The sequence below is a fragment of the Paenibacillus sp. FSL K6-1122 genome (genome assembly GCF_037977015.1).
Taxonomy (GTDB): Bacteria; Bacillota; Bacilli; order Paenibacillales; family Paenibacillaceae; genus Paenibacillus; species Paenibacillus amylolyticus.
Genome location: NZ_CP150272.1, coordinates 162,154 through 184,800 on the forward strand (window position 1 = coordinate 162,154; position 22,647 = coordinate 184,800).

Below are 22,647 nucleotides of genomic sequence, written 5' to 3' on the forward strand. Positions count from 1 at the left end.
TTTTTTTGTTTTGGCTCTTTGAATTCAATTCTTGCTTTGCTGCTCAGAGGCTTGTGCTATAATAACATAAAATCAGTTATGATAGCGTTATCATATAGTATTCAGCCCCTAAGGTGAGATGGATGCTGAACAGTAGAACCACGGCTGAGAACATTGGCATCGTGGAGTGAGGAGTGGGGTCTATTGTCTCGTAATTGGTACTACCGGTTATTGTTCTCGTACTTCCCAATTTTTTTTCTTACGGTGACCATACTCATTTTTATCGCGTTTGTTTTCATCAATGACATCTCTAAAGAGGAAACAAAAAAAGCAGACCGGATTTCCTCCAGTTATATGATAGACACGGTGGATCGCACAATCAGGGATATTGAACTATCCATCCTGGAAACGGTACAGAGTCAGCAGGCATACAAACTCTATTTTAATAACACAAACCTGACCAGCTCGGACACGGTGTATGCAATTGCGCAGAATTTACGTGAGTTATCCAATTCGTCCTCATGGATTCAGTCCATCTATCTATATGACAAGCGAAATAAACATGTTCTGACCGTAAGTGGTTCCAGAGAAGTGGAAGGTTTCTCGGATAAGGCATGGATTGATCAGATGGGTACCGGGTCGATCGGTTCAGGCTGGCAGCCGGTCCGGGAATTCGATGCGGACTCTGTTCAACGTACCCCTATTCGCGTATTAACCGTGAACAAGGACATGCCTTTGCCTTTTGGCTCTCAGGGCACATTGGTCATTAATATCAAGATGAGCAGCATTGAACAGAGTGTAGATAGTATGGTTAATGGTCAGCTCTCATTCCTGACGATTACGGATCGGGACGGTAAGGTTGTGTATAACGCACATTCGGACCAAGAGGGCTCGATAGACGGTCAGGAACTGAATAGGCTAGCGCTAGAAAGACTGGGCTGGACAATATCCAGTGGAATTAAGGCTGGCAACTTATTTGGCTGGGTATCGGTCATATCTTATGTATGGGTGATCATTGCTATTGTGACTGTCATCTGTGCGATTGTATATATCGTGTATATTACTCGCCGTAACTATAAACCCATTCAGATCATCATGAACCGGATTGAGTCTCATCAGATTCGGGCGTTCGAACACTCAGGTGCTCGCACGGATGAGATGAAGATGATTGACGGTGTGCTTGAGAATCTGATTAATCATATGATGGATTATGACAAGAAAAGCAGGGAAAATGTACTTATGCAGCGCAGCAAGTTGTTCAATGCCCTGTTGCATGGTGAACACATGGAAAATGCAGCAGAGCAATTAAAAGAGCTTTCTCCACTGAATGACGTGCATGACTCGTCGCGTTTTGTCGTTGTTGTTGGAGAGATTAACCGTTATGAGAAGGGATTTCAGGAGAGGTACACGAGAGGTGAACAAAATACGCTGAAGTTTGCCTTGATGAACGTTTTGCAAGAGCTGTCACGTAATACGGGAGTTCAATGCTGGACGGAATGGATTAGTGTGGATCGAATTGCAATCCTTTTTGTGTTCAAAGAACAGAATGATAACAACTTGGATATGTCTGGGCAGATTCGTGTTGTAGCTGAGGAATGCAAATCTTGGGTAGAACAAAATCTACGCATTTCCTTAAGCTTTGGCATTGGACCTATCGCTCAGGGAATCGGTACAATACGAGATTCCTATGCGGCCGCAGAAGCGGTAATGCAACGTAAACTGTTGATGACTGGAGATGTCGGCCAAGCCGACTGCGGTGAAACGCAGCATCCTTTGCTGGATACCTATACCTATCTGCAGATGATTGCGGACTTTGTTAAGCGGTTCCGGATGTCGAGTGGACAGTGGCGGGAACAGTTGGAGGAGATCTTTACAGCGTTTGAACAGAACAAACTGCCGGATGATGAGATTCGTTCTCTGATTCAGGCCATGTTACAGATGCTCAGCCGAGAGGTGGCCATGATGTCGGAGGGACTCCAGGAAGAGCTGTCCGAAGAAAACATCAACAGATGGTTGAGTGCTGTAGAAGAGGCAGAGACGCTTGCGGATGTGAAAAGTCTTTTGTTTGATGGTCTGACGGACTTGTTCAGAACGTATGTAGCGGTAACGGAAACCAAGAGTTACAAAGCCATGGTTAATGAAATGAAAAATTATATCGAAGAACAGTTTGCGAATCCTGATCTTTCATTGAAACATCTGAGCGATCGATTCCAGATTACGGGCAAACATGCGAGTTATTTGTTCAAGACAGAATTCAACATGAAGTTTGTTGATTTTGTTACAGAGCTTCGCATGAAGGAGACGGAGCAGCTTCTGCTCAATACCGATTACTCTTTGCAGGATATTGCCCTGAAGGTGGGGTATGCAAATGGAATTACGTTGGGACGTGTATTTAAGCGGGTAACGGGTATTACACCAGGAGATTATCGTCGTTTGAAACGTGAACATCGAGAACCCGAAGAGTAAAGCAAAAGTGATCCTATTCTGAGATCTGTACATCAGGACAACACAGGGTGAATTTCATGCAGTCACTTTCCACTTAGGAGAGAGAGGCTTGCAGAGGTTCGCCCTGTTTTCGTTGAACAATACTCTTATACTGAGATCGGATGCAACTGTTTTCGCAGGATAACAAGCTAGTATTCCTGTTTTTTTCCCGTTTACGAATATAGGCAGTGTGTGAAAATGGTTTATCCGACTTGGGACAGGCAGTTCTGATCCTTGAGGTGAAGAGTGCCGTCAAAGCCTAGAGCAGCGTGGCTTTGGGAAAAGAATCAGTCTGCGAAAATAGGCTTAACATATAAACCATAATCCGTTTGTAAGCGCTTCCGAAAGAGGTTTATTGCAGGATGACGGAAAAATGTGAAATACTCTGGGCAAGCTTTAAACATTCACGCAAAGCCAAAGGGGATGACTAAATGAGAAGCAAAGCAACCAAAGGGAGTCTAAAGAAATGGATGGGTTTGGCGCTTACGATGGTAATGGGCGTTTCTTTACTTGCGGGATGCTCATCAGCATCAAAAGAATCAGCTGAAGGCGGAACATCAGGCAAAGGCGAGCGCGTTACTTTAAAGGTGGAGATTTTTGACCGTGGTAACAGTCCTTCACCGTACACAATTACGAACAACTATCTATCTAAAATGATTCAGGAGAAGTTCGGTGATCCCAACAATATTGATGTACAGTTTGTACCCGTTCAGCGTTCTGAGGAAGTTACCAAGCTGAACGTCCTGATGGCTAGCAATACGGATGTCCCTGATATTGTCTTTGTTTATGACTCAAGCGTGTTTTATCGGTATGCCCAGCAGGGTGGTTTGACTGATGTTGGAGAGTTGATTGATCAGCACGGTCCGAACCTGAAGAAGTTCCTGGGTGAAGATACTTTGAAGTTTGGGCAAGTGGAAGGACAACAGTTTGCTGTTCCGGGTAAACGTGCTATCACAGGCCGATACAGTTCTTACATTCGTCAGGATTGGCTCGATAAGCTGGGATTGCCAGCGCCGAAGACCACGGATGAATTATATACAACTTTGAAAGCGTTCAAGGATAAAGATCCTGGTGGACTCGGAAGCAAAAACATCCCAATGGGTATGGCTCTTGCACCAGCTCAATTCGAAACACTCATCTACTCATTCATCAAGCCAGTTAGTGGCGACCTGACCTATGGTCAACGGTATGAATTGCCACTGCATGAAGGATTCAAAGAATCGATGCAGTTCCTGAACAAACTGTACAACGAAGGTCTGATCAGCAAAGACTTCAGTTTGGATGAAGACAAAACGCAGTTAGGGAAAGACATTCAAAACGGTAACGTAGGTTACTGGTCTGAAGATGTGGATGCCATGTTCTACGGAGATGGCACACTGGATAATTTGCATAAAAATGTGAGTGGCAGTGAAGTGTTGCCGGTAGATGTATACACCAATCCAAATGCAGACAACAAACACATCAAGTCACGCTACGGAACAAATGGTATGTACATTATGATTCCGAAGAGCAGCAAACGTTCTGTCGAAGCGATCAAATATCTCGACTGGATGGCATCTGACAACAATCTGATTGATATCTACAGTGGTGTGGAAGGCGAGAACTATGATTTGGTAGACGGCATTCCGGTAGTGAAAGAGGATGCATCCCAGGAAGCGCAGGATCGTCTGTTTAACGCAGGGGATACAGCCATTATCTCGAACGGTAAAAACATTGGTGATCAAGCGACGAATGAAAAGGCATGGATTATGGGCTTCCCGCAAAATAATCAGGAGATGCTGAAACAATCCATTGATATTGCTAACACCGATACGGTAGGACCAATCATTTTCGACAAACCGATTGAAGCAGAGATGAAGTACAGCACAGCTCTCAAAGACAAATTAAATGTCATTATCGTAAAAACAGCGATGGCTAAGCCAGCAGAATTCGATGCGGTATATGAAAAAGAAATGGCTGATTTCATGTCTCTGGGTGGTACTGAACTGAAAAAAGAACTTGAAGAAGCAGTTCAGGCAATTCCTGCAAATTAAGTAGCTCCACATTTCAATCCAAGACAGATACCCATACTACGGCTTAACTAGAAAGGAACGTGTGCCGCCGAACTGGCGGCACAGCCGTTTCCTTGTTGATAGGAGGAAACCGACTTGACCACCACATACTTGAAGAGGTATTGGCAATTATACGCTCTGATTTCACTGCCCATTATCTACTTTTTAATCTTTCGTTATGGACCGATGTACGGTGTACAGATCGCCTTTAAGGACTTTAACCTGTTTCAGGGAATCAGCGGCAGTGAGTGGATCGGTTTTGATGCTTTTCGCGAAGTATTTGGAATGCGGGACTTCTACACGACATTGCGCAACACCTTTATGCTGAATTTTCTTGATCTGGTCGTTTCATTTCCAGCTCCTATTATTCTGGCAATCATGCTTTATGAAGTTCGATTCAAATGGTTCAAAAAAATCTCACAAACGATATTGTACATTCCTCACTTTATCTCATGGGTAATCATCGGGGGAATTGTGTACCAATTGTTCGGTAATCAATCCGGTATGGTTAACGGCGTACTGGAAAGCATGGGCTTAAATTCAATACCATTTTTGACAGAAAAAAATCCATGGCTTGTGACGTATCTCTTCACAGGTGTCTGGCAAAGTGCAGGATGGGGAACCATTCTATATCTGGCCGCATTAACCGGCGTCAACAAGGAATTGTTTGAAGCAGCTGAGATCGATGGAGCATCGCGGCTGAAGAGAATCTGGCATATTACATTGCCAAGTATTAAACCAACCATCGTGACCTTGCTTATTCTCAATCTTGGACATATGGTCAGCATCGGTTTTGATCGGCCTTATATCATTGGTAACACGGCCGTGCGTGAATATTCCGATGTACTCAGTACCTTTGTATACAGAGTTGGTCTTGAATCAGGACAATACACGCTGGCAACTGTCGTCGGACTGTTCCAAGCAGTGGTGGGACTCATATTCGTGCTAGGATCTAACTATATTTCGAAGAAAGCAACCGGTGAAGGTATTTTGTAGGTTGTGGATGAACGGAAGAGACGCCAATCGGCTTGTTTGTATAGACCATCAGTAAAGGAGCTGTGCGCATATGAGTGAACGCACCTCAAACCGGATTTTTGATATCGTTAATATCTCCTTTATCACCTTGTTTGTTATATTCTGCCTGGCTCCATTTCTGCACACGATCGCGATCTCATTCAGTTCTAACCGTGCGATTACGTCAGGAGAAGTGACCATATTCCCGAAAGAATTCAATTGGGATGCGTATATTCAGGTGTTCTCTGATCAGTCGATGATCTATTCACTGGGTTACACGACAGTTCTGACCATTGCTACTACTGTGCTGTGCATGGTGTTCACACTGGCAGCTGCTTACCCGTTAACCAAGAAAAAATTAAAAGGGCGCAAGCTCTTCATGTATGTCATCATCATTACGATGTTCTTCAGTGGCGGGATCATTCCTGAGTATTTGCTCATTCGTGACCTGAACTTACTTAATTCCGTGTGGGCACTGATTCTGCCAGGACTGGTCAGTCCGTTTAACCTGATTATCCTGATTTCTTTCTTCAGAGGTATTCCTGAAAGTCTGGAAGAATCCGCTGAGATTGACGGCAGTTCCCATGTACACACGCTATTCAAAATTATATTGCCACTATCCATGCCTGTACTGGCTACATTAGCTCTTTTCTATGCGGTTGGACGCTGGAATGGGTTCCAGGATTCCCTGATGTATATTAATGATCCGAAGCTGTACCCGCTTCAACTGAAGTTATTCCAAATGGTACAGAACAATATGGTCAGCGAGCTTACCCAGATGGAGGGTGCTAACCGTACGCCATTGACTCCCGAGAGTCTCAAGGCCGCAACCGTTATTTTTGCAACCGTTCCGATTCTACTTGTCTATCCGTGGCTGCAAAAGTATTTTGTCAGTGGTGCGATGCTTGGCGCGGTAAAAGGTTGAGTTAAGGCTGATGTAAAAAGTTTAGCCAGAGGGAGGAGAAGGAAAACAGATGCAGCACATAGACAAGGGCGAATACTCATTCTCGACATGTTGGAACATCAGGAAACATCCAGTAGGGGAAGATATGATTCGGGAGATTGCGGATCTCGGCTTTCGTCGGGTGGAGCTCAATTATAATGTGACGAAGGAGATGCTCACGACGATTGAGCCGATGATTGAGCGTGGAGAAATCGGAATTTCTAGTGTCCACAACACCTTTCCACATGACCCTGATCCAGACTACGGTACGGATTCCATCTTGCTCGGCTTCGAAGATGAAGTGAAACGTAAACGGGCGATCGAATTGCTGGTAGAGTCGGCTGAATATGCCCAACGTTATGGTGGAGAAGCAGTTGTTGTACACCCGGGAGAGGTACCTTTTCCTGAGGATATCAGCAAAGACCTTGGAAAGATCTATAACGAGGAAGGTCCGGACTCACCGAAGTATCGCAGTAAATGGGCTGAATTGATGGAGCGGCGGGAAGCCCTCAGTTCAGGGTATGTGGAGAAAATTATCGCCAGTCTGGATGAGGTATGCAATCGGGCGGCAGCTAAAGGTCTGGATGTTCGTTTTGGCATCGAGACAAGATCGCGACCACAACAGATTCCTACCCTTGCCGAAGCCAAGACTATCATCACAGCTCTCAAAGGGGCTCCGGTTGGTATCTGGTACGATACAGGTCATGCCATCATGATGGACCGAATGGGCCTTTATGACAGTGTGGGAGAAATGCAAGGCCTGATGGATGATATCGTAGGGGTCCATATCCATGAGACACTTGGTCTCTCGGATCACTGGTGCCCGTATGTACACAGTAAGGATATGAACTTCTATGATGCCTATCTGCCGATGATTCGTCGCGCACAGGTGAAGGTGTATGAGTTGAAGTCTGCCTGTAAGGCAGAAGAGATTCATGAGAGTCATGACTTGCTAATGAAGAAGCTTGGAGTGACAGAGTAGGCGCGGTGAAGTGGGGAACAGTTTGCATGTTCACAGCCTGTGTTCAACGACTGTTTCCTCAGTGACGGAGACACATGAGTATTTAGTAAAACAAGCACAGATTTTCTGGCGACTTTTGTAGAAATATGATATATACTGACGAGAAAAATGAACTCACCTACGGGCGGTATGAGTAGGCTTCCGGTCTGAATTGAAGGCACTGAAGCAACATACTCCGCACATCGGGAGAATGCATTGGTATGGAGGGGACTGCACATGTACAAACAACTGGTGGACAGTAATGACAGAGCGGTAGAAAGAGGCATATCCCGGCAGATGCTTGACCCGGAAAGCCGTTACTATGGAGGGACAATTGATCCCTTCACAGGTGTTGCCTGGGTCAACCATACGACTGGAACGCCCACGGATATGTGTTACTGGGGAGCTGCGCTCTCCAATCCGGACTCTATCTATTACCGGGATGAATCGTTGTTAAATCGACTGCTGTTAGCTACGGAATTTGTACTCCGCTTCCAGCATGAAGACGGTTCAATATCGCCTGGCTGGACCAATTACCATTCCCCTCCAGATACTGCATTTGTCGTTGTAGGGTATTCACAGTTGTATCAGCTTCTTCAGCAGCAAGAATGGGAGCCGCTTCAACCTGTATTGAACAATATGAGGCTGTTTCTGGAACGGACAATCCCAACCATGCTTACGGGAGGTTGTCATACGCCCAATCATCGCTGGGTGCTATGCGCGGCGCTTGGTTTCCTGCATGAAATATTTGATCTGGAGGAAGCTGTGCAGCGCGCAGAGCAGTGGATGGATGAAGGCATGGATATTACACCTGATGGGGAGTGGACAGAACGGAGCAATGGGATATACAGCGCAGTTAGCGACATCATGTTAATTCATGCTGCGCGCCTGCTCAATCGTCCTGAACTGCTGGAACCAGTGAGGCTTAATCTCCGCATGATGGTGTATCTTGTCCATCCTACGGGTGAAATTGTTACGGACTATTCAGGACGACAGGATCTGGGCAGTGTTCATGATCTGTCACCTTATTATCTGCCTTATGCCATTTTGGCTCGGCTGGACGGTGATCCACTCTTAGCCGGTATGGCAGCCTGGGCTGGAGATACATTGACAGATCCGGGAGTATGTTCGGTGAATACGCTCATTCGATTAATGCTTGAGCCGGAGCTTCAACAGACCAATGACACACGTGATGCATTACCGGAACAGTATGAGGTCATGCTGAATGAACATTTTGTACGGGGAGAATATCTGGAGCAGATGGACGCAGTAGGGCATCACGGTCGTATTTCGCACAGTCGGATGCATACGGATTTTGGTGCTCCGGTAGCCCGAATTCGGGATGGTGCTACAAGTGTGACTGTGATGACAGAAGTTCCTTCTTTCTTCGCGCTTCGTCATGGCAAGGTGCGCCTGCTGGCTGTGCAACTGGCCTCTTACTTTAATCCAGGGTATGTACCTATGCAGCAAATGACGAGGCTGTCCGAAGGCTATCGACTAACTGGTGAGCAGAAAAAAGGTTATTACGGCCCAATCCCTGCGAACCTGCTTCCAGAATCGGCTGCATCAGATATAAGTCCATGGTATTTGTTACCTCATCAGAGTCGTCAGCTTACTCATGAGCAGACATTCCGTGTAGGAGCAGAATTACAGCCAACGGAAAACGGATGGAACATGCATCTATCTGGACAGGAACCGGAGGACATTATGATGCAGTTATCCTTTGTATTCGGAAGCGAAGGTGAGCTGACCTGTGAGGACGCGATTGAAACGAGTGAGGGTCACTATTTGTGGAAAGGCGGTACATTACGCTATACCTGCGGAGAAGACTGGCTGGAGATCACCGGGGGCGAACTGGGTCATCTGGCGGCAACGGTACGTGAGGCAAAACTGCCGGACAAGTGTAAGGTTGTGCTGGTCAATTTCATGACGCCGTTTGATAAAACCCTTCAAATTTCACTTTCTCCTTCGATGGCGTCGAAGATCTAGATTTATTAGATATTTAAGCCATAATAGTTAGAAGACCGAGCCCAAATGCTCGGTCTTCTTTTTTTACGAACGACGAATGACTGCAATTAACGTTCTAAAATGATATTCCCACTGTCCAGCTCAGTCCAGTAATGTATGAACTATGATCATTTCAGTTGCTCTAACGCAGTTTCGATTGGTTTAGTGAACAGAGGATCATCTTTGGTTTTGCTCCAGTAAACAATAAAAACATTTCCTTTCTCATATAGAAAAGGGAATGTTGTAAATTGGGCGCTTTCCATGTGTTTATTGAAGTCTTTTGTCCCGTTGATGCGATCCTTTTCAGAATTGAAAATATAAAAATGTATAAATTCAGGGCTATATGGTTCTTCTTCTACGGGCACTTCAACGGAGTACACCTCAGGTACAACATCATTTAATTTCAAAGGATACCCGGTGATACCAAAGGACACTAAATCCAGTTCTTGAGACTCGAGCGCTCTCAGTACATCCTCTAATGTGAACTGATTTTCTATGTTTTCTATATCTTTTGAACATCCATTCAAAGCAAACAAGCATATTAAGATGAATATAAGTGGTTTTATCTTTGAGATCCTCAATATAACATCCCCTTAAAATATTTATTTTTTATTACATACGCGAAAAAGAGGCTGACCGTCAGAGCTAATATACGTTGTTTGATTTTTAATGGAGATAAACTACTAAAAAGGACAATAAGGATAATAATACCATAGACTACACTCGTATTATTATAACCGGACCGAATCCAGTTAGATGCCGCGTAACCGACAAGAATAGACTAATGCAATACTGCAAAGAGAGCCTATGGTAAGTGAGTGTAGGAGTCTCTAGGTAAACATGGTTTTCCTTTGAATAAACAACGCTCCAAGGTGATAGGTTTCCGCAAAATGGAATATCATCTTCTTTTGCATTTTTTTCATAAACGACATGAAACTACATATTGAGAAGTGGGCCTTAAGATGTGGTATACTGAAGAGTATGAATGAAATGCAAAGAGGAGGTGCCTTGGAAGATGAAGGGCAAGCTAGTGCGGGCTGAGGGACACCTTGCCAATATTATACCGATTCACTTGGATGCTTCTTTCTTCTTTGAAAGAGCTGTCCGCTCGCTGGACCGTAATCATGTCGACAAGGCATTAAAATATTTTCGCAAAGCTGTTGAATACGAACCGGAAAATCCGGTAAATCATTGTAATATGGCGGGTATATTATCGGAGAAGGGGGATTACGAAGCCTCCAATGCCATTCTGGCTAACGTGCTGGAAGTGGTAGATCCGTCGATGACGGAATGTTATTTTTATATGGCGAACAATTATGCAAATATGGATCGGTTTGAGGAAGCCGAGCAAGCACTTGTTACCTATCTGGAGGAGGACACCCAAGGTCAGTTCATGACGGAAGCCGAAGAGATGATGGAGCTTCTGTATTATGAGCTGGATCGTCCGACCAAACTGAATCGAATCAAATCACGCAAAGGTGTAGTGGAGCACGATCAGGCACGGGAACTGCTGGAAGAAGGAAAATTTGCACAGGCTGCTGAATTGCTCGAAGGCATGTCCTCTGATTATCCTGATTACTTGGCTGCCCGTAACAATCTGGCACTCGCCTACTATTATATGGGTCTGTTTCCCAAAGCAAAAGAGACTATTGCCGAAGTGCTTGAACAGGAACCAGGGAATCTGCATGCACTCTGTAATCTGGCCATTTTCCATCAAAATGAGAACCGGGCTGATCAAGTGCTGCTTCTGATCAAAAAATTGCGGGTCATCGTGCCATTCCAGCACGAACAAGTCTACAAACTGGCGACAACGATGGGGATTCTGGGCCAACACGATACGGCTTATGTTCACTTCCGGCGTTTGCTCAAGGACGAAGAGACAGCTGCTGATCCGGCACTTGCTCACTATGCAGCCGTGGCGGCTTATAATACAGAACGTTATGATGCTGCTGACCGTTTATGGCATCATGTGTCCAAGCTTGATCCGGGTTCCGAAGTATCCCGGTATTATCTGTCAGGTCTTGAGGCTGTAAAACAAGGCGAGCAAGAGCCAGAGAAGCTAAGTTATCACTATCATCTGCCATTTGATGAGCAATTCAGACAGTGGGAGAACTACGGTAGTGGCATACCTGAAGAAATGAAGAATGATCCACTGATTCGCTCATCCTTCTTCTGGGCATTGCGTCATGGTGATCGGGCAACCAAGCTACAGGTTATTCATGCGCTTGGGATGATCGGTGACTATGAGGTGCAGCAGGCTCTGCAATCCTTTATTGAAGAGCCTGGAGAAGAAAAGGATCTGCTTGAGGCAGCACAAACTGTACTGAACGAATTGAAATCGGCTGAACATGAGGATCGGAATTCTCAGGTGGTTCGACCCTTTTCTCCTGTAGCCTTGAAGTCTATTGGGAAGGTTCCATCCACATCAGAGCAATCGGACACTGGATCAACTTCCCATTGGCAGGCTGTTGTTGATCGTGCGTTACAGATGTCTGAAGCAAAGGCTGAGTTGCAGCAAGAGATGGAACGGCTCTGGACGGATTATGTATCCCGGGTACATCCGGAAGTTCCGGGTACGAAGCAGATTGAGGGTTGGGCTGCAGGACTTGAATATTTGGCAGCGAAGAATCACAGTCGGCCCGTTACCTATCAAAGCATTGCTGAGCGGTATGGGATATCGGCATCAACGGTTAGCAAGTATGCTAAACAGATTCATTCGGTTTGTAACAGCAAGCCACCACTAGTATAGAAAGTTCGCTTCAACTCGTTTTCAGAAAGACATCATCAGGTGAAGGATACAACAACCGGGAAAACGGGTAAACTTAACGAATGGGCTTCGTAAACGCCTGTAGGATATCATCTTGGCAAGTTCATCGCTAGTACAACACATTCTCACCTTAATTAAGGAGGCTGTATCTATATGTCTAAATACAGAACGATTGTGATCGGAACGGGACCTGCGGGTCTGACAGCAGCGATATATCTGGCTCGTGCTAATCTGAAACCACTGGTTATCGAAGGTCTTCAGCCGGGTGGTCAATTGACGACGACAACGGAAGTTGAGAATTTCCCCGGTTTCCCGCAAGGTATCATGGGTCCGGAACTGATGGACAACATGCGTAAGCAAGCTGAACGTTTTGGAGCGGAATTCAAAAACGGTTGGGTGGAAGAGGTTGATGTCAGCAAACCGCCCTTCAAGGTCAAAGTTGGAGGAATCGGTGAACTGGAAGCTGAATCGATCATTATCTCCACAGGTGCTTCCGCTCGTTACCTCGGTATTCCGGGCGAGCAGGAAAATGTGGGACGTGGTGTAAGTACATGCGCGACATGTGACGGTTTCTTCTTCCGTGGCAAAAAAATCGTGGTCGTGGGCGGTGGAGACTCCGCGATGGAGGAAGCGAGTTTCCTGACTCGTTTTGCAACAGACGTAACATTGGTTCACCGCCGGGATGAATTACGTGCATCCAAGATTATGCAGGATCGGGCTCGCAGCAATGAAAAGGTGAAGTGGGCGCTGAACCGTACTCCACTCGAGGTCGTACCAGAAGCTTTGGGTGTCAAAGGGCTGAAAGTGCGCAACAACGAGACGGGGCAGGAAGAGTTGCTTGAAGCAGATGGCGTATTCGTTGCCATTGGTCACACACCGAATACCGGATTCCTGGGTAATGCGATTGCACTGGACGAACATGGCTATGTTGTCGTTAAACCCGGAACAACGGAGACCAATATTCCAGGTGTATTTGCCTGTGGCGATGTTCAAGATACGAAGTATCGTCAAGCTATTACGGCTGCAGGATCAGGATGTATGGCTGCAATGGATTGTGAGAAGTTCCTTGAAGGAAGCATTGTCCATGATTGGAGCGAAACGTTGGATAAATAAGCATTACATGCGTGAGGTTAGGCATATGCTGGGAATAAGAGACAACGGGAAGTCTCATGAAATGAGAGAAGCCGGAAGGCTTCTCTTTTTTTGAAACTACAGTGGGCATGAGATCGTATACATATAGGGCATATTAGCTGTGAGGTGAAGATTTTGGGGGAAATGATAAAAGATTGGTTACAGAATGCGACAGTGAGACGATTTTTGATCCTGCTCTTGTTCTGTTTAATTTTGTTCAGTATGGGGAGTATGCTGCACATGATTCTGCTGTTGTTCCTGGTGACGTATGTCATGAACAGGTTACAGCATTTCATTACAGGTGGTTTAAATCGGTTGTTTCCAATCAATTATAAAGTTGTAGTCATCCTACTCTATATGATTGTGATCGCAGTCATTGTGCTTGGCATTTCCAGATATTCACCACGGATCGTGGATCAGGTCGTCCAGTTGACAAACGAGATTATGAAATTTCTGGATAGTGCAGATGGTGATAATTTTGCATCCAAAATTGCGGGTTATCTTCAATCCTTCGATATTAAAAATTACACCAATGATGCATTGAAATATATTTTCGCTTTGAGCAAATGGCTGGAGTTTATTCTGCTCGTCATCATTCTGAGTCTGTTCTTCTTGTTGCAGAAGCAGGAGATATCCAAGTTCACGTCCAAGTTCAAAACAAGTAAAATTGGATGGTTCTACAATGAAGTTGCTTATCTGGGAGACAAGTTCGTGTCTTCTTTTGGTAAAGTCATTGAGGCACAGCTTCTTATTGCGGTGTTTAATACGGTACTGACGATACTGGGCTTATGGATTCTGGGTTTCCCGTATCTGTTCGCTCTGACCATTCTGGTGTTCATGCTCAGTCTGGTTCCCGTTGCGGGGGTTATCATCTCACTTGTACCGCTCTGTCTGATTGGGTATCAGATGGGTGGACTGAAATTAAGCATTATTGTGATCATCATGATTATTGTTATTCATGCTTTGGAGACGTACTTCCTGAATCCAAAACTGATGGCACACAAGACCAAATTGCCAATGTTCTACACCTTTATCGTACTAATTCTGTCGCAACACTTCCTGGGGATCTGGGGACTGATCATTGGTATTCCGATCTTTGTCTTCCTGCTCGATATTCTGGATGTGAACAAGATGGAGAAGACGGAAGAGCCGGTACGTGTGGAAACGAAGTTATAACGTAGAAAAATCAACTGAGTCAGCCCAATTTCTACAATTTCAGATTTTCATAAAAGTAAGGGAGCCTTCCTGTGGATGGAAGGCTCTTTTTTTTGTTGGCAATACCGTCATTAGATAGCTTTCTGCGTAAGAATGGCAGGTGGTGGGGTGCATAAGATGAGTCACCTATATGAGGGGACGATGTTGATCTTTTATGAATGGAACGAGTGAAGATGCAATATCATGAGTTGAGGCTTCCTCTGTTATGGGGAGGAAGGAATAAAGCGTGCGTTTATAAATGAAGGTAATGAGGATGTATACGTATTCAAAAACGGTGCGTGATGTGGTTCACAACCCCGGCGGAGCAGGAGGTACTAGAGGTCTTCTCGTCTTGACCCAGGCGTATCCTTCAATTATAGTTGGTACGTAGGACTTAAACTATTTTAGATAGATAAAGGTGGCTTGCAGCATGTCTGAGAAAATCTACGTTGGGGTCGATCTCGGCGGAACAGCAATCAAGGTCGGTATATGCGATGAACAAGGTCAGCTAATGCATACGTATGAAGGACCGACTGAAGTGGATAAGGGCGTAGACACGGTCATCGCCAACATCGAGAAGTATGTCCGACATATCGTAGCCGAATCACCTTACAGTTGGGAACAGCTTGAGGGTGTAGGTGCTGGAGTGGCCGGTTTCACGAATGTACGCGAGGGAATTATCGTTCATGCCCCTAACATCGGATTTCGGAATGTGGCCATTCGTTCGATTCTGGAAGAACGTCTGGGCAAGCCAATCAAAATAGATAACGATGCAAATGTGGCTGCACTGGGTGAAGTATGGGCAGGTGCCGGCAAAGGCATAGACAACTGCGTATGTTATACACTCGGTACGGGTGTTGGCGGAGGCTTGATCCTGAATGGTAACATTTATCAGGGTTTCTCCGGTATGGCGGGAGAACTGGGTCATATCAGTGTTGTACCTGATCTGGAAGCCATCAAATGCGGTTGTGGTAAAATGGGATGTGTAGAAACAGTATCGTCTGCAACGGGTATTATCCGTATGGCAAAGGATGCCGTAGAGCGCGGGGATCATACGTCACTGGCACTCGTCGACAAGATTGCAGCCAAAGAAGTATTTGATGCTGCCAAGGCAGGCGATGAAGTGGCACAGCGCATTGTGAATCGTGCGGCCTTTTACCTGGGCAAGTCCATGGCTACTGTAGCAGCTGTCATTAACCCGGAGATGTTCATCATCGGTGGCGGCGTATCCAAAGCGGGCAATTTCTTGTTTGATGAAATCCGTACTGTGTTTGCTAAGTTGACGCCAGAACCGTTGCAAGATGGGGTTCAGATTCTGGAAGCTACACTTGGTAATAATGCAGGTATTGTGGGTGCAGCAGGTCTTCTCTTGCGTTCCTAGTATCCTCGTAACAATATATGAAGACAGCAATATGATAAGGAGGGGACATTTATGCTTGAAGGTGAAGGATCACCAGGCACAGGCGCCACGCTCATTATCATTACGGGCATGTCCGGAGCAGGTAAAACCATTGCAGTACAAAGCCTGGAGGATCTGGGTTTCTTCTGTGTGGATAATCTGCCGCCGGTATTGATTCCGAAATTTGCGGAACTAATTGAACAGTCAAACGGCAAGATTGGTAAGGTTGCATTGGTTATCGATCTGCGCGGGCGTGAATTCTTTACGGCTCTGTCCGAGTCTTTGAACTATATTAAAGATCATTTTACCATTCATTGCGAAATTTTATTCCTGGATGCTACAGATTCTGTACTTGTTCAGCGTTACAAAGAAAGCAGGCGCAGACATCCTTTGGCTCCTGAGGGCATGCCGCTGGACGGCATCCGACTGGAACGCAAGATGTTGGAGGAACTCAAAAACTCTGCGACTCAGGTACTGAATACAAGTACAATGAAGCCTGCTCAACTGAAAGAACGCATCATATCCCGTTTTTCTCATCTGGAAAGCCAAATGCTGTCGGTGAATATTACGTCGTTTGGATTCAAGTATGGGATTCCGATTGATGCTGATCTGGTGTTTGATGTACGTTTTTTACCGAATCCGCATTATATTGATCATTTGCGACCGAATACGGGACAGAATAGTGATGTGTATGAATATGTTATGAAATGGCCAGAGACACAGGCGTTTCTGACCAAGCTGCTGGATATGCTGCATTTCCTGATTCCGCAATACCGGAAGGAAGGCAAAAGCCAGGTTATTATTGGAATCGGCTGTACCGGAGGCAAGCATCGTTCGGTAGCAATATCGGAATATTTGGGCAAGATGTTGGGAAGCAGCGAGACAGAAGCTGTTACCGTAAGCCATCGCGACGCTGACCGGGACCGTCATTGAAGAGGGTGAAGGGATGAAAGAGGCCGGACCACGAAGAGAACGTCCGAGAATAGTTGTAATGGGCGGCGGAACCGGATTATCCGTGATGCTGCGCGGTTTGAAAGAGAAGCCGCTGGATATCACGGCCATCGTCACAGTTGCAGATGACGGTGGAAGTTCAGGCATCCTGCGCAATGAGCTACAGATGCCGCCTCCGGGCGACATTCGCAACGTGCTTACGGCACTGGCTGATGTAGAACCATTGCTTTCAGATATGTTGAAGTACCGTTTCAATACAGGCGCGGGGCTTGCAGGCCACAGCTTGGGAAATTTGATTTTGGCTGCAATGACGGATATTTCGGGCGACTTTGTGACCGCAGTGCGGGAGCTTAGCCGCGTGTTTGCCGTTCGAGGTGAGGTATTGCCAGCCGCAGGCCAGGCCGTTGTGTTGCATGCCGAGATGGAAGATGGGACAATTATTACAGGTGAGTCCAAAATCCCTGAGGCGGGTGGACGCATCAAACGTGTTTTCCTTGAACCGGATCACGTGGAGCCGTTGCCAGAGGCAGTAGAGGCCATTCGTCAAGCTGATGCTATTCTGATCGGGCCAGGCAGCCTCTATACAAGCATCCTTCCCAATTTACTCGTACCTAAGCTTGCAGAAGCTGTGGTAGAGGCTGATGCGGTGAAGATGTTTATCTGTAATGTGATGACACAGCCGGGAGAAACAGATAACTATACGGTAAGTGACCACCTTAAGGCGGTACACGAGCATATAGGTCATCAGCTCTTCGACTATGTTATCGTAAATAATGGTGATATTCCGCTGCAAGTGCAAAATAAGTATGCGGAAAAAGGAGCAAAACCGGTTGTACTGGATATGAATGTACTCGAAAGTGCCGGTTATCAGGTGGTTGCAGATACCCTTGTTCTGTTCAAAACCTATCTGCGTCATGATGCTGACAAGTTAAGTCATCACATCTACCAACTGGTACAAAATTGGATGTTACGGAAGAGGTGAAGTCCCATGTCGTTTGCAGCACAGACCAAAAAAGAGTTAACCATGATCGAGAGCGAACCGTGCTGCGAAAAGGCGGAACTTTCAGCCCTCATCCGTATGCTTGGTGCAGTGCAGTTATCGAATAAAAAAGTGATCTTGGATATTTCGACGGAGAATGCCGCGATTGCAAGACGGGCATACTCTCTGCTTAAAAAGCATTTTCAAGTGCATACGGAATTACTGGTCCGCAAAAAAATGCGGCTGAAAAAGAACAATGTATATATTGTTCGTATTCCAACCATGGTGCAGGAGATTCTCAATAGTCTTCATATTGTATCTGAGGGTTTTCTCTTTACCCCAGGGATCAGTACGGAATTGTTTCAGCAAAACTGTTGTAAACGGGCCTATCTTCGCGGTGCATTTCTGGCCGGTGGATCGGTTAATAATCCGGAAGGTTCCTCGTACCATCTGGAGATTGCGTCCATGTATGAAGAGCACTGTCAGGCACTGGTTGATCTGGCCAATGAATTTCATCTGAATGCCCGGTGTATAGAACGGAAAAAAGGATTCATCCTATACATTAAGGAAGGCGAGAAAATCATTGAGCTGCTCAGCATTATTGGTGCTCATCAGGCCTTGTTCAAGTTTGAGGATGTACGAATTATGCGAGATATGCGTAACTCCGTTAACCGGATTGTCAATTGTGAGACCGCCAACCTGAACAAAACGATTGGAGCCGCGGTAAGACAAATCGATAATATCCGGTTGTTACAAAAGGAAGTTGGTTTGGAATCGCTGCCTGAGAAGCTTCGCGAAGTGGCGGAGGTTCGACTCGCTCATCCGGATATTAACTTGAAGGAAGTTGGCGAGCTCCTTAAAGGTACAGTCAGCAAGTCGGGAGTGAACCATCGGCTTCGTAAAATTGATGAGCTGGCTGAGAAAGTACGCACAGAACGTTATGGTTAAGACGGAGTAGGGTAAAGTAACAAGGTCGGCTGTTTCTGCTGAACAGAAAGGTCGGGGAAGTCAACCGTTAAGGATCTAGGGGACTTACTTAGGTCATTGGATGCGCTGTGCAAAAGATGAAATAGGGCAAGATAATGGCCGTCAAAGCACCCTGAGTTTTTTCTTCTAGTGTCCTGCACGGGTTAATGGTATAATGTTGTTTAAATATAATTGTGTATTTAATGTCCAGATTTCATAATAGGGGGTAAGTTTCCATGACAAAGCACCCGGTAGTTGTCCGTTTGAAAACGGGTCTCCATGCCAGACCTGCGGCACTGTTCGTTCAAGAAGCGAATAAGTACTCGTCTGAAGTGTTCGTCGAGAAGGACGACAAAAAAGTTAATGCAAAAAGTATCATGGGGATCATGAGCCTTGCAATTAGCACAGGTACGGAAATCCAGATTAGTGCAGAAGGTGCGGATGCCGAACAGGCTGTAAACGCTTTAGTTAGTCTGGTAAGCAAGGAAGAGCTCGAAAACCAATAAGATATGATCAATCCAATGAAGAAGTCCCGAAAGGGGCTTTTTTTGCGTTTTTCACGTTTATGCTATCGTCAAGTGCAACATTATGGAATTTGTCCCGTCTGTTAAGGTATCAAATCGTTTAAAGTTTGAGATGTTAACACATAAGGAGGCTATCGTGATGGGTAAACAATGGATGAAACCGTTTGGTGCGGTGCTGGTGGCAAGTACGTTGCTTGTTGGAGGAACAGCATGGGTTGCACCAGGTAACTATGCTTACGCTGCAGAGGTTCAGGGAGTACAACAGAATGTGATTAATGTTGTGGGTAAAGGTGAGATTCAGGTGAAGCCTGATATCGCGTATCTGTCTATTGGTGTGAACAGTACTGCAGAGACAGCTGCATCTGCTCAAAAAGCGAATGCTGCCAAAGTTCAAAAAGTATCCAACTTGCTTAAGAATACGTGGAAGATCAGTGCAGACGACATTCAAACGAGTCAGTTCTCTGTACAACCCAACTATACGTATAGTGAAAAAGACGGACAACAAATTAAAGGATATACAGCGCATCATACGCTGACAGTCACATATCGTCAGATGGACAAGATTGGCGAGTTGCTCGATGCTGCTTCGGGTGCGGGTGCCAACAATATTGAAAACGTACGCTTTACTGTAGAAAATCCGGAAAGTTATGAATCCCAAGTGATTGAAAAAGCTGTTGCCAATGCAGATGTGAAAGCGGGCGCCATTGCAAAAGCAGTTAAACGTCAACTGGGTGCTGTTCTTTCCGTGAGCCAAGGTGATGCCAATGTGCCTGTATTCTATGCAAGCGAGGCGTTGATGTCCAAAGCACAAGATACAGCAGGTGGTACTGAGATTGAAACAGGCCAGGTTAAAGTAAGTACAATCCTGAATATCACGTATGAAATGAAATAAACAAGATCGAACTAAGGATTGTAAACTCAAGAACCTTTTTAAGTGTCATTTGAAGGGTACAACGAAATAATGACAAAGACTTTGTCCTGTGGACAGAGTCTTTTTTTGTTGGAAAAGCAAACTTTGATGAAGTTATATAGAAGGGTACCTTTTTGAATCGGCATGAAATGCTGTATATTGGTATCTTTTTTGTATAGTTGTTCGTGACAAAAAGGTCATATCCCCTTATATTTTCCTACTGATATTCATCAACATTGTAACTCGAGCTGTAAACCTTTCCGAAATCGGGTTAATTATAATAGAGAGGTGAGCGTATGAGATATACGATCAGGTCAGGATTACATACGCAATGATCCCTAATTGTGAATTCAGAGAGGAGTTTTATATATGACATCATGGAAAAAATGGACAAGTGCATTGCTCGCAGCAGGAATTATTGTAGGTAGCGGTTCGGTGTGGCAGGACAGTTCGGTTCAGGCGGCATCGGTATCCTCGAAAGTGACAACCACAGCTGAGGTGACCCTGAAGTCGGGTGGAAAAACACTGACTCAAAAAGGACTTCTTCAAGGTGGTTCAACTTGGGTATCTCTTACGGCAGTTAAAGATGTGGCAGGTGGAACGCTGAAATATGATGCGAAAACCAAGTCATATACGGTAACAGCAGCCAACAATGCGATGACCGTTAGCCTGATGGATGGACAGCCAAACGTTTATATTAACGGTTATTACCCTCAGGTGGAAGCAAAATTGATTCAGGGTCGATTATATATCCCATTCTCGGCAATGAGAGATTATCTGGGTGTACAGGGGAATTGGGATGGCAAAACCAAAACGTTGACACTCAGCAAGGTGAAAGAAAATAACGTTAAAATTAAAGCGGCAACAGTTAATGTTACTGTAAAAAATGCTGAAGTAGATGTTCAATATCCGCAAGTGAGTGGACTTGCCAGCAAAGAAGCTGAAGCGGCGATCAACAAAGTGCTGAAAGACGAAGTGGATGCGTATGTAGCTGACTTCAAGAAACAGACATCTGAATTCGGCGGTGCAACAGCCAACCGTCCATATGCATTTGAGAGCTCTTATGTAGTGACGTACAACGAAAAAGGCGTGCTGGGACTCATTACACAACGATATGAGGATTATGCTGGCGCTCATGGCATGACATACCGTACGGGCCACAGCTTTGCACTGGACACAGGCAAGGAACTTACGTTAGATGATGTGCTGCAAAATAACAAAACCATGCGTGAGACGTTGAGTAAAAAAGTGGGTGAACAACTGAAAGCCCGCGGCGGGTACCTCGACGGTTACAAAGGGTTAAATAAAGATCAAGATTTCTATGTGACACCAACGGGTGTAGTTGTGTTCTTCCAGTTGTATGAGTATACGGCGTACGCAGAAGGATTCCCTGAAATGCCATTTACGTATAAAGAGCTTCTCCCTAAAGGCACAGAACCTTTCAGTAATGTATCTGGAACCAAATAAAGAATCATTATTGTGCACTCTTAAGTTTTCTTCCTTATAAAATGAAAAAAGAAGCCCCCATCATAATTATGATGAGGGCTTCTTCTCGTATAGACAACACAATTATATGTTGCTGATTACGTTAGGTGTTGATTATGTTAACGCATAGACCGTGGTCTACGTCACACTTAGATGCCTTGTGATCCTACGTTTTCGATGACTTTATCAATGATACCGTAATCGGCGGCTTCAGCAGCACTCATGAAGTAGTCACGATCTGTATCTTTCTCAATCCGCTCCAGCGGTTGACCTGAACGCTCAGAGATGATGCGGTTCAACGTATCACGCATTTTCAGGATGCGGCGAGCACGGATTTCGATGTCAGAAGCCTGACCTTGTGCACCACCAAGTGGTTGGTGAATCATAATTTCACTGTTTGGTAATGCAAAACGTTTACCTTTTGCACCGGCATTCAACAAGAATGCACCCATGGAAGCCGCCATACCTACACAGATGGTAGATACATCCGGTTTGATGAATTGCATTGTATCGTAAATCGCCATACCGGCTGTAATCGATCCGCCTGGGCTGTTGATGTATAAGTGAATGTCTTTCTCCGGATCTTCCGCAGCCAGGAACAACATCTGTGCCATAATGGCATTAGCCACTACGTCATTAACATCGCTACCAAGGAAAATAATACGATCCTTCAGCAATCTGGAGTAGATGTCGTAGGCGCGCTCACCCCGGTTGCTCTGTTCAACGACCATTGGAATAAAACTCACGTGAAAAACCTCCTTGGAATGTAAATGTTATTGGTGTTTATACTTAAACTGTTACCGTATTACCCACATAATAAACAATTCCAAACAAAAAGTCAAAGAAAGTCAAACTAACTTGCA

General features: G+C 45.3%; 18 protein-coding genes. 16 read left to right on the forward strand and 2 right to left on the reverse strand.

Features of this window, described 5'->3' with window-relative positions:
• Window positions 1-183: 183 nt before the first annotated feature.
• From NSQ20_RS00810 to NSQ20_RS00835, 6 genes are all read left to right on the forward strand, one after another.
• On the forward strand, window positions 184-2,445 hold the full coding sequence (locus tag NSQ20_RS00810) for a helix-turn-helix domain-containing protein (protein WP_036616187.1): 2,262 nt from the start codon (window positions 184-186) through the stop codon (window positions 2,443-2,445).
• Window positions 2,446-2,894: 449 nt separating this feature from the next.
• Window positions 2,895-4,496 carry an extracellular solute-binding protein gene (locus NSQ20_RS00815; protein WP_340031605.1) on the forward strand — a complete coding sequence of 534 codons (1,602 nt, stop codon included), beginning with the start codon at window positions 2,895-2,897 and terminating at the stop codon, window positions 4,494-4,496.
• A 114-nt stretch (window positions 4,497-4,610) separates the two neighbouring features.
• On the forward strand, window positions 4,611-5,510 hold the full coding sequence (locus NSQ20_RS00820) for an ABC transporter permease subunit (protein ID WP_036616191.1): 900 nt from the start codon (window positions 4,611-4,613) through the stop codon (window positions 5,508-5,510).
• A 70-nt stretch (window positions 5,511-5,580) separates the two neighbouring features.
• The gene (locus NSQ20_RS00825; RefSeq protein ID WP_036616194.1) at window positions 5,581-6,453 is read left to right on the forward strand and encodes a carbohydrate ABC transporter permease; all 873 of its coding nucleotides are present in this window, start codon (window positions 5,581-5,583) and stop codon (window positions 6,451-6,453) included.
• A 49-nt stretch (window positions 6,454-6,502) separates the two neighbouring features.
• Window positions 6,503-7,453 (forward strand): TIM barrel protein, encoded by a 951-nt coding sequence (locus NSQ20_RS00830; protein ID WP_047841453.1) that lies wholly within the window; start codon window positions 6,503-6,505, stop codon window positions 7,451-7,453.
• 255 nt (window positions 7,454-7,708) lie between these two features.
• Window positions 7,709-9,460 (forward strand): hypothetical protein, encoded by a 1,752-nt coding sequence (locus tag NSQ20_RS00835; RefSeq protein ID WP_076329604.1) that lies wholly within the window; start codon window positions 7,709-7,711, stop codon window positions 9,458-9,460.
• 146 nt (window positions 9,461-9,606) lie between these two features.
• On the opposite strand, the gene NSQ20_RS00840 is transcribed toward NSQ20_RS00835, so the two are convergent.
• A complete protein-coding gene (locus NSQ20_RS00840; protein WP_340031608.1) occupies window positions 9,607-10,059 on the reverse strand; it encodes a hypothetical protein in 453 nt (150 codons plus the stop codon).
• Window positions 10,060-10,493: 434 nt separating this feature from the next.
• Between NSQ20_RS00840 and NSQ20_RS00845 the strand changes: the two genes are divergently transcribed.
• From NSQ20_RS00845 to NSQ20_RS00890, 10 genes are all read left to right on the forward strand, one after another.
• On the forward strand, window positions 10,494-12,227 hold the full coding sequence (locus NSQ20_RS00845) for a tetratricopeptide repeat protein (RefSeq protein WP_340031609.1): 1,734 nt from the start codon (window positions 10,494-10,496) through the stop codon (window positions 12,225-12,227).
• 171 nt (window positions 12,228-12,398) lie between these two features.
• Entirely contained in the window at window positions 12,399-13,358 is a 960-nt protein-coding gene (trxB, locus tag NSQ20_RS00850) for a thioredoxin-disulfide reductase (RefSeq protein ID WP_340031610.1), read from the forward strand.
• Window positions 13,359-13,520: 162 nt separating this feature from the next.
• On the forward strand, window positions 13,521-14,552 hold the full coding sequence (locus NSQ20_RS00855; protein ID WP_036616412.1) for an AI-2E family transporter: 1,032 nt from the start codon (window positions 13,521-13,523) through the stop codon (window positions 14,550-14,552).
• 448 nt (window positions 14,553-15,000) lie between these two features.
• Window positions 15,001-15,951, forward strand: coding sequence for an ROK family glucokinase (locus NSQ20_RS00860; protein ID WP_340031611.1), 951 nt, complete (start codon window positions 15,001-15,003; stop codon window positions 15,949-15,951).
• A 51-nt stretch (window positions 15,952-16,002) separates the two neighbouring features.
• The gene (gene rapZ / locus NSQ20_RS00865) at window positions 16,003-16,902 is read left to right on the forward strand and encodes an RNase adapter RapZ (RefSeq protein WP_017691251.1); all 900 of its coding nucleotides are present in this window, start codon (window positions 16,003-16,005) and stop codon (window positions 16,900-16,902) included.
• A 13-nt stretch (window positions 16,903-16,915) separates the two neighbouring features.
• Window positions 16,916-17,902 carry a YvcK family protein gene (locus NSQ20_RS00870; RefSeq protein ID WP_017691250.1) on the forward strand — a complete coding sequence of 329 codons (987 nt, stop codon included), beginning with the start codon at window positions 16,916-16,918 and terminating at the stop codon, window positions 17,900-17,902.
• Window positions 17,903-17,908: 6 nt separating this feature from the next.
• Window positions 17,909-18,847: a DNA-binding protein WhiA gene (whiA, locus tag NSQ20_RS00875; RefSeq protein ID WP_036616210.1), complete on the forward strand. Its 939-nt coding sequence runs from the start codon at window positions 17,909-17,911 to the stop codon at window positions 18,845-18,847.
• Window positions 18,848-19,101: 254 nt separating this feature from the next.
• On the forward strand, window positions 19,102-19,371 hold the full coding sequence (locus tag NSQ20_RS00880; RefSeq protein ID WP_017691248.1) for an HPr family phosphocarrier protein: 270 nt from the start codon (window positions 19,102-19,104) through the stop codon (window positions 19,369-19,371).
• A gap of 157 nt (window positions 19,372-19,528) precedes the next feature.
• A complete protein-coding gene (locus NSQ20_RS00885; protein ID WP_047841458.1) occupies window positions 19,529-20,281 on the forward strand; it encodes an SIMPL domain-containing protein in 753 nt (250 codons plus the stop codon).
• Window positions 20,282-20,668: 387 nt separating this feature from the next.
• Entirely contained in the window at window positions 20,669-21,766 is a 1,098-nt protein-coding gene (locus tag NSQ20_RS00890) for a DUF4163 domain-containing protein (protein ID WP_340031613.1), read from the forward strand.
• A 167-nt stretch (window positions 21,767-21,933) separates the two neighbouring features.
• Here the strand turns inward: NSQ20_RS00890 and clpP are convergent, their stop codons facing one another.
• Window positions 21,934-22,530, reverse strand: coding sequence for an ATP-dependent Clp endopeptidase proteolytic subunit ClpP (clpP, locus tag NSQ20_RS00895; RefSeq protein ID WP_017691245.1), 597 nt, complete (start codon window positions 22,528-22,530; stop codon window positions 21,934-21,936).
• Between the last annotated feature and the right edge of the window lie 117 nt (window positions 22,531-22,647).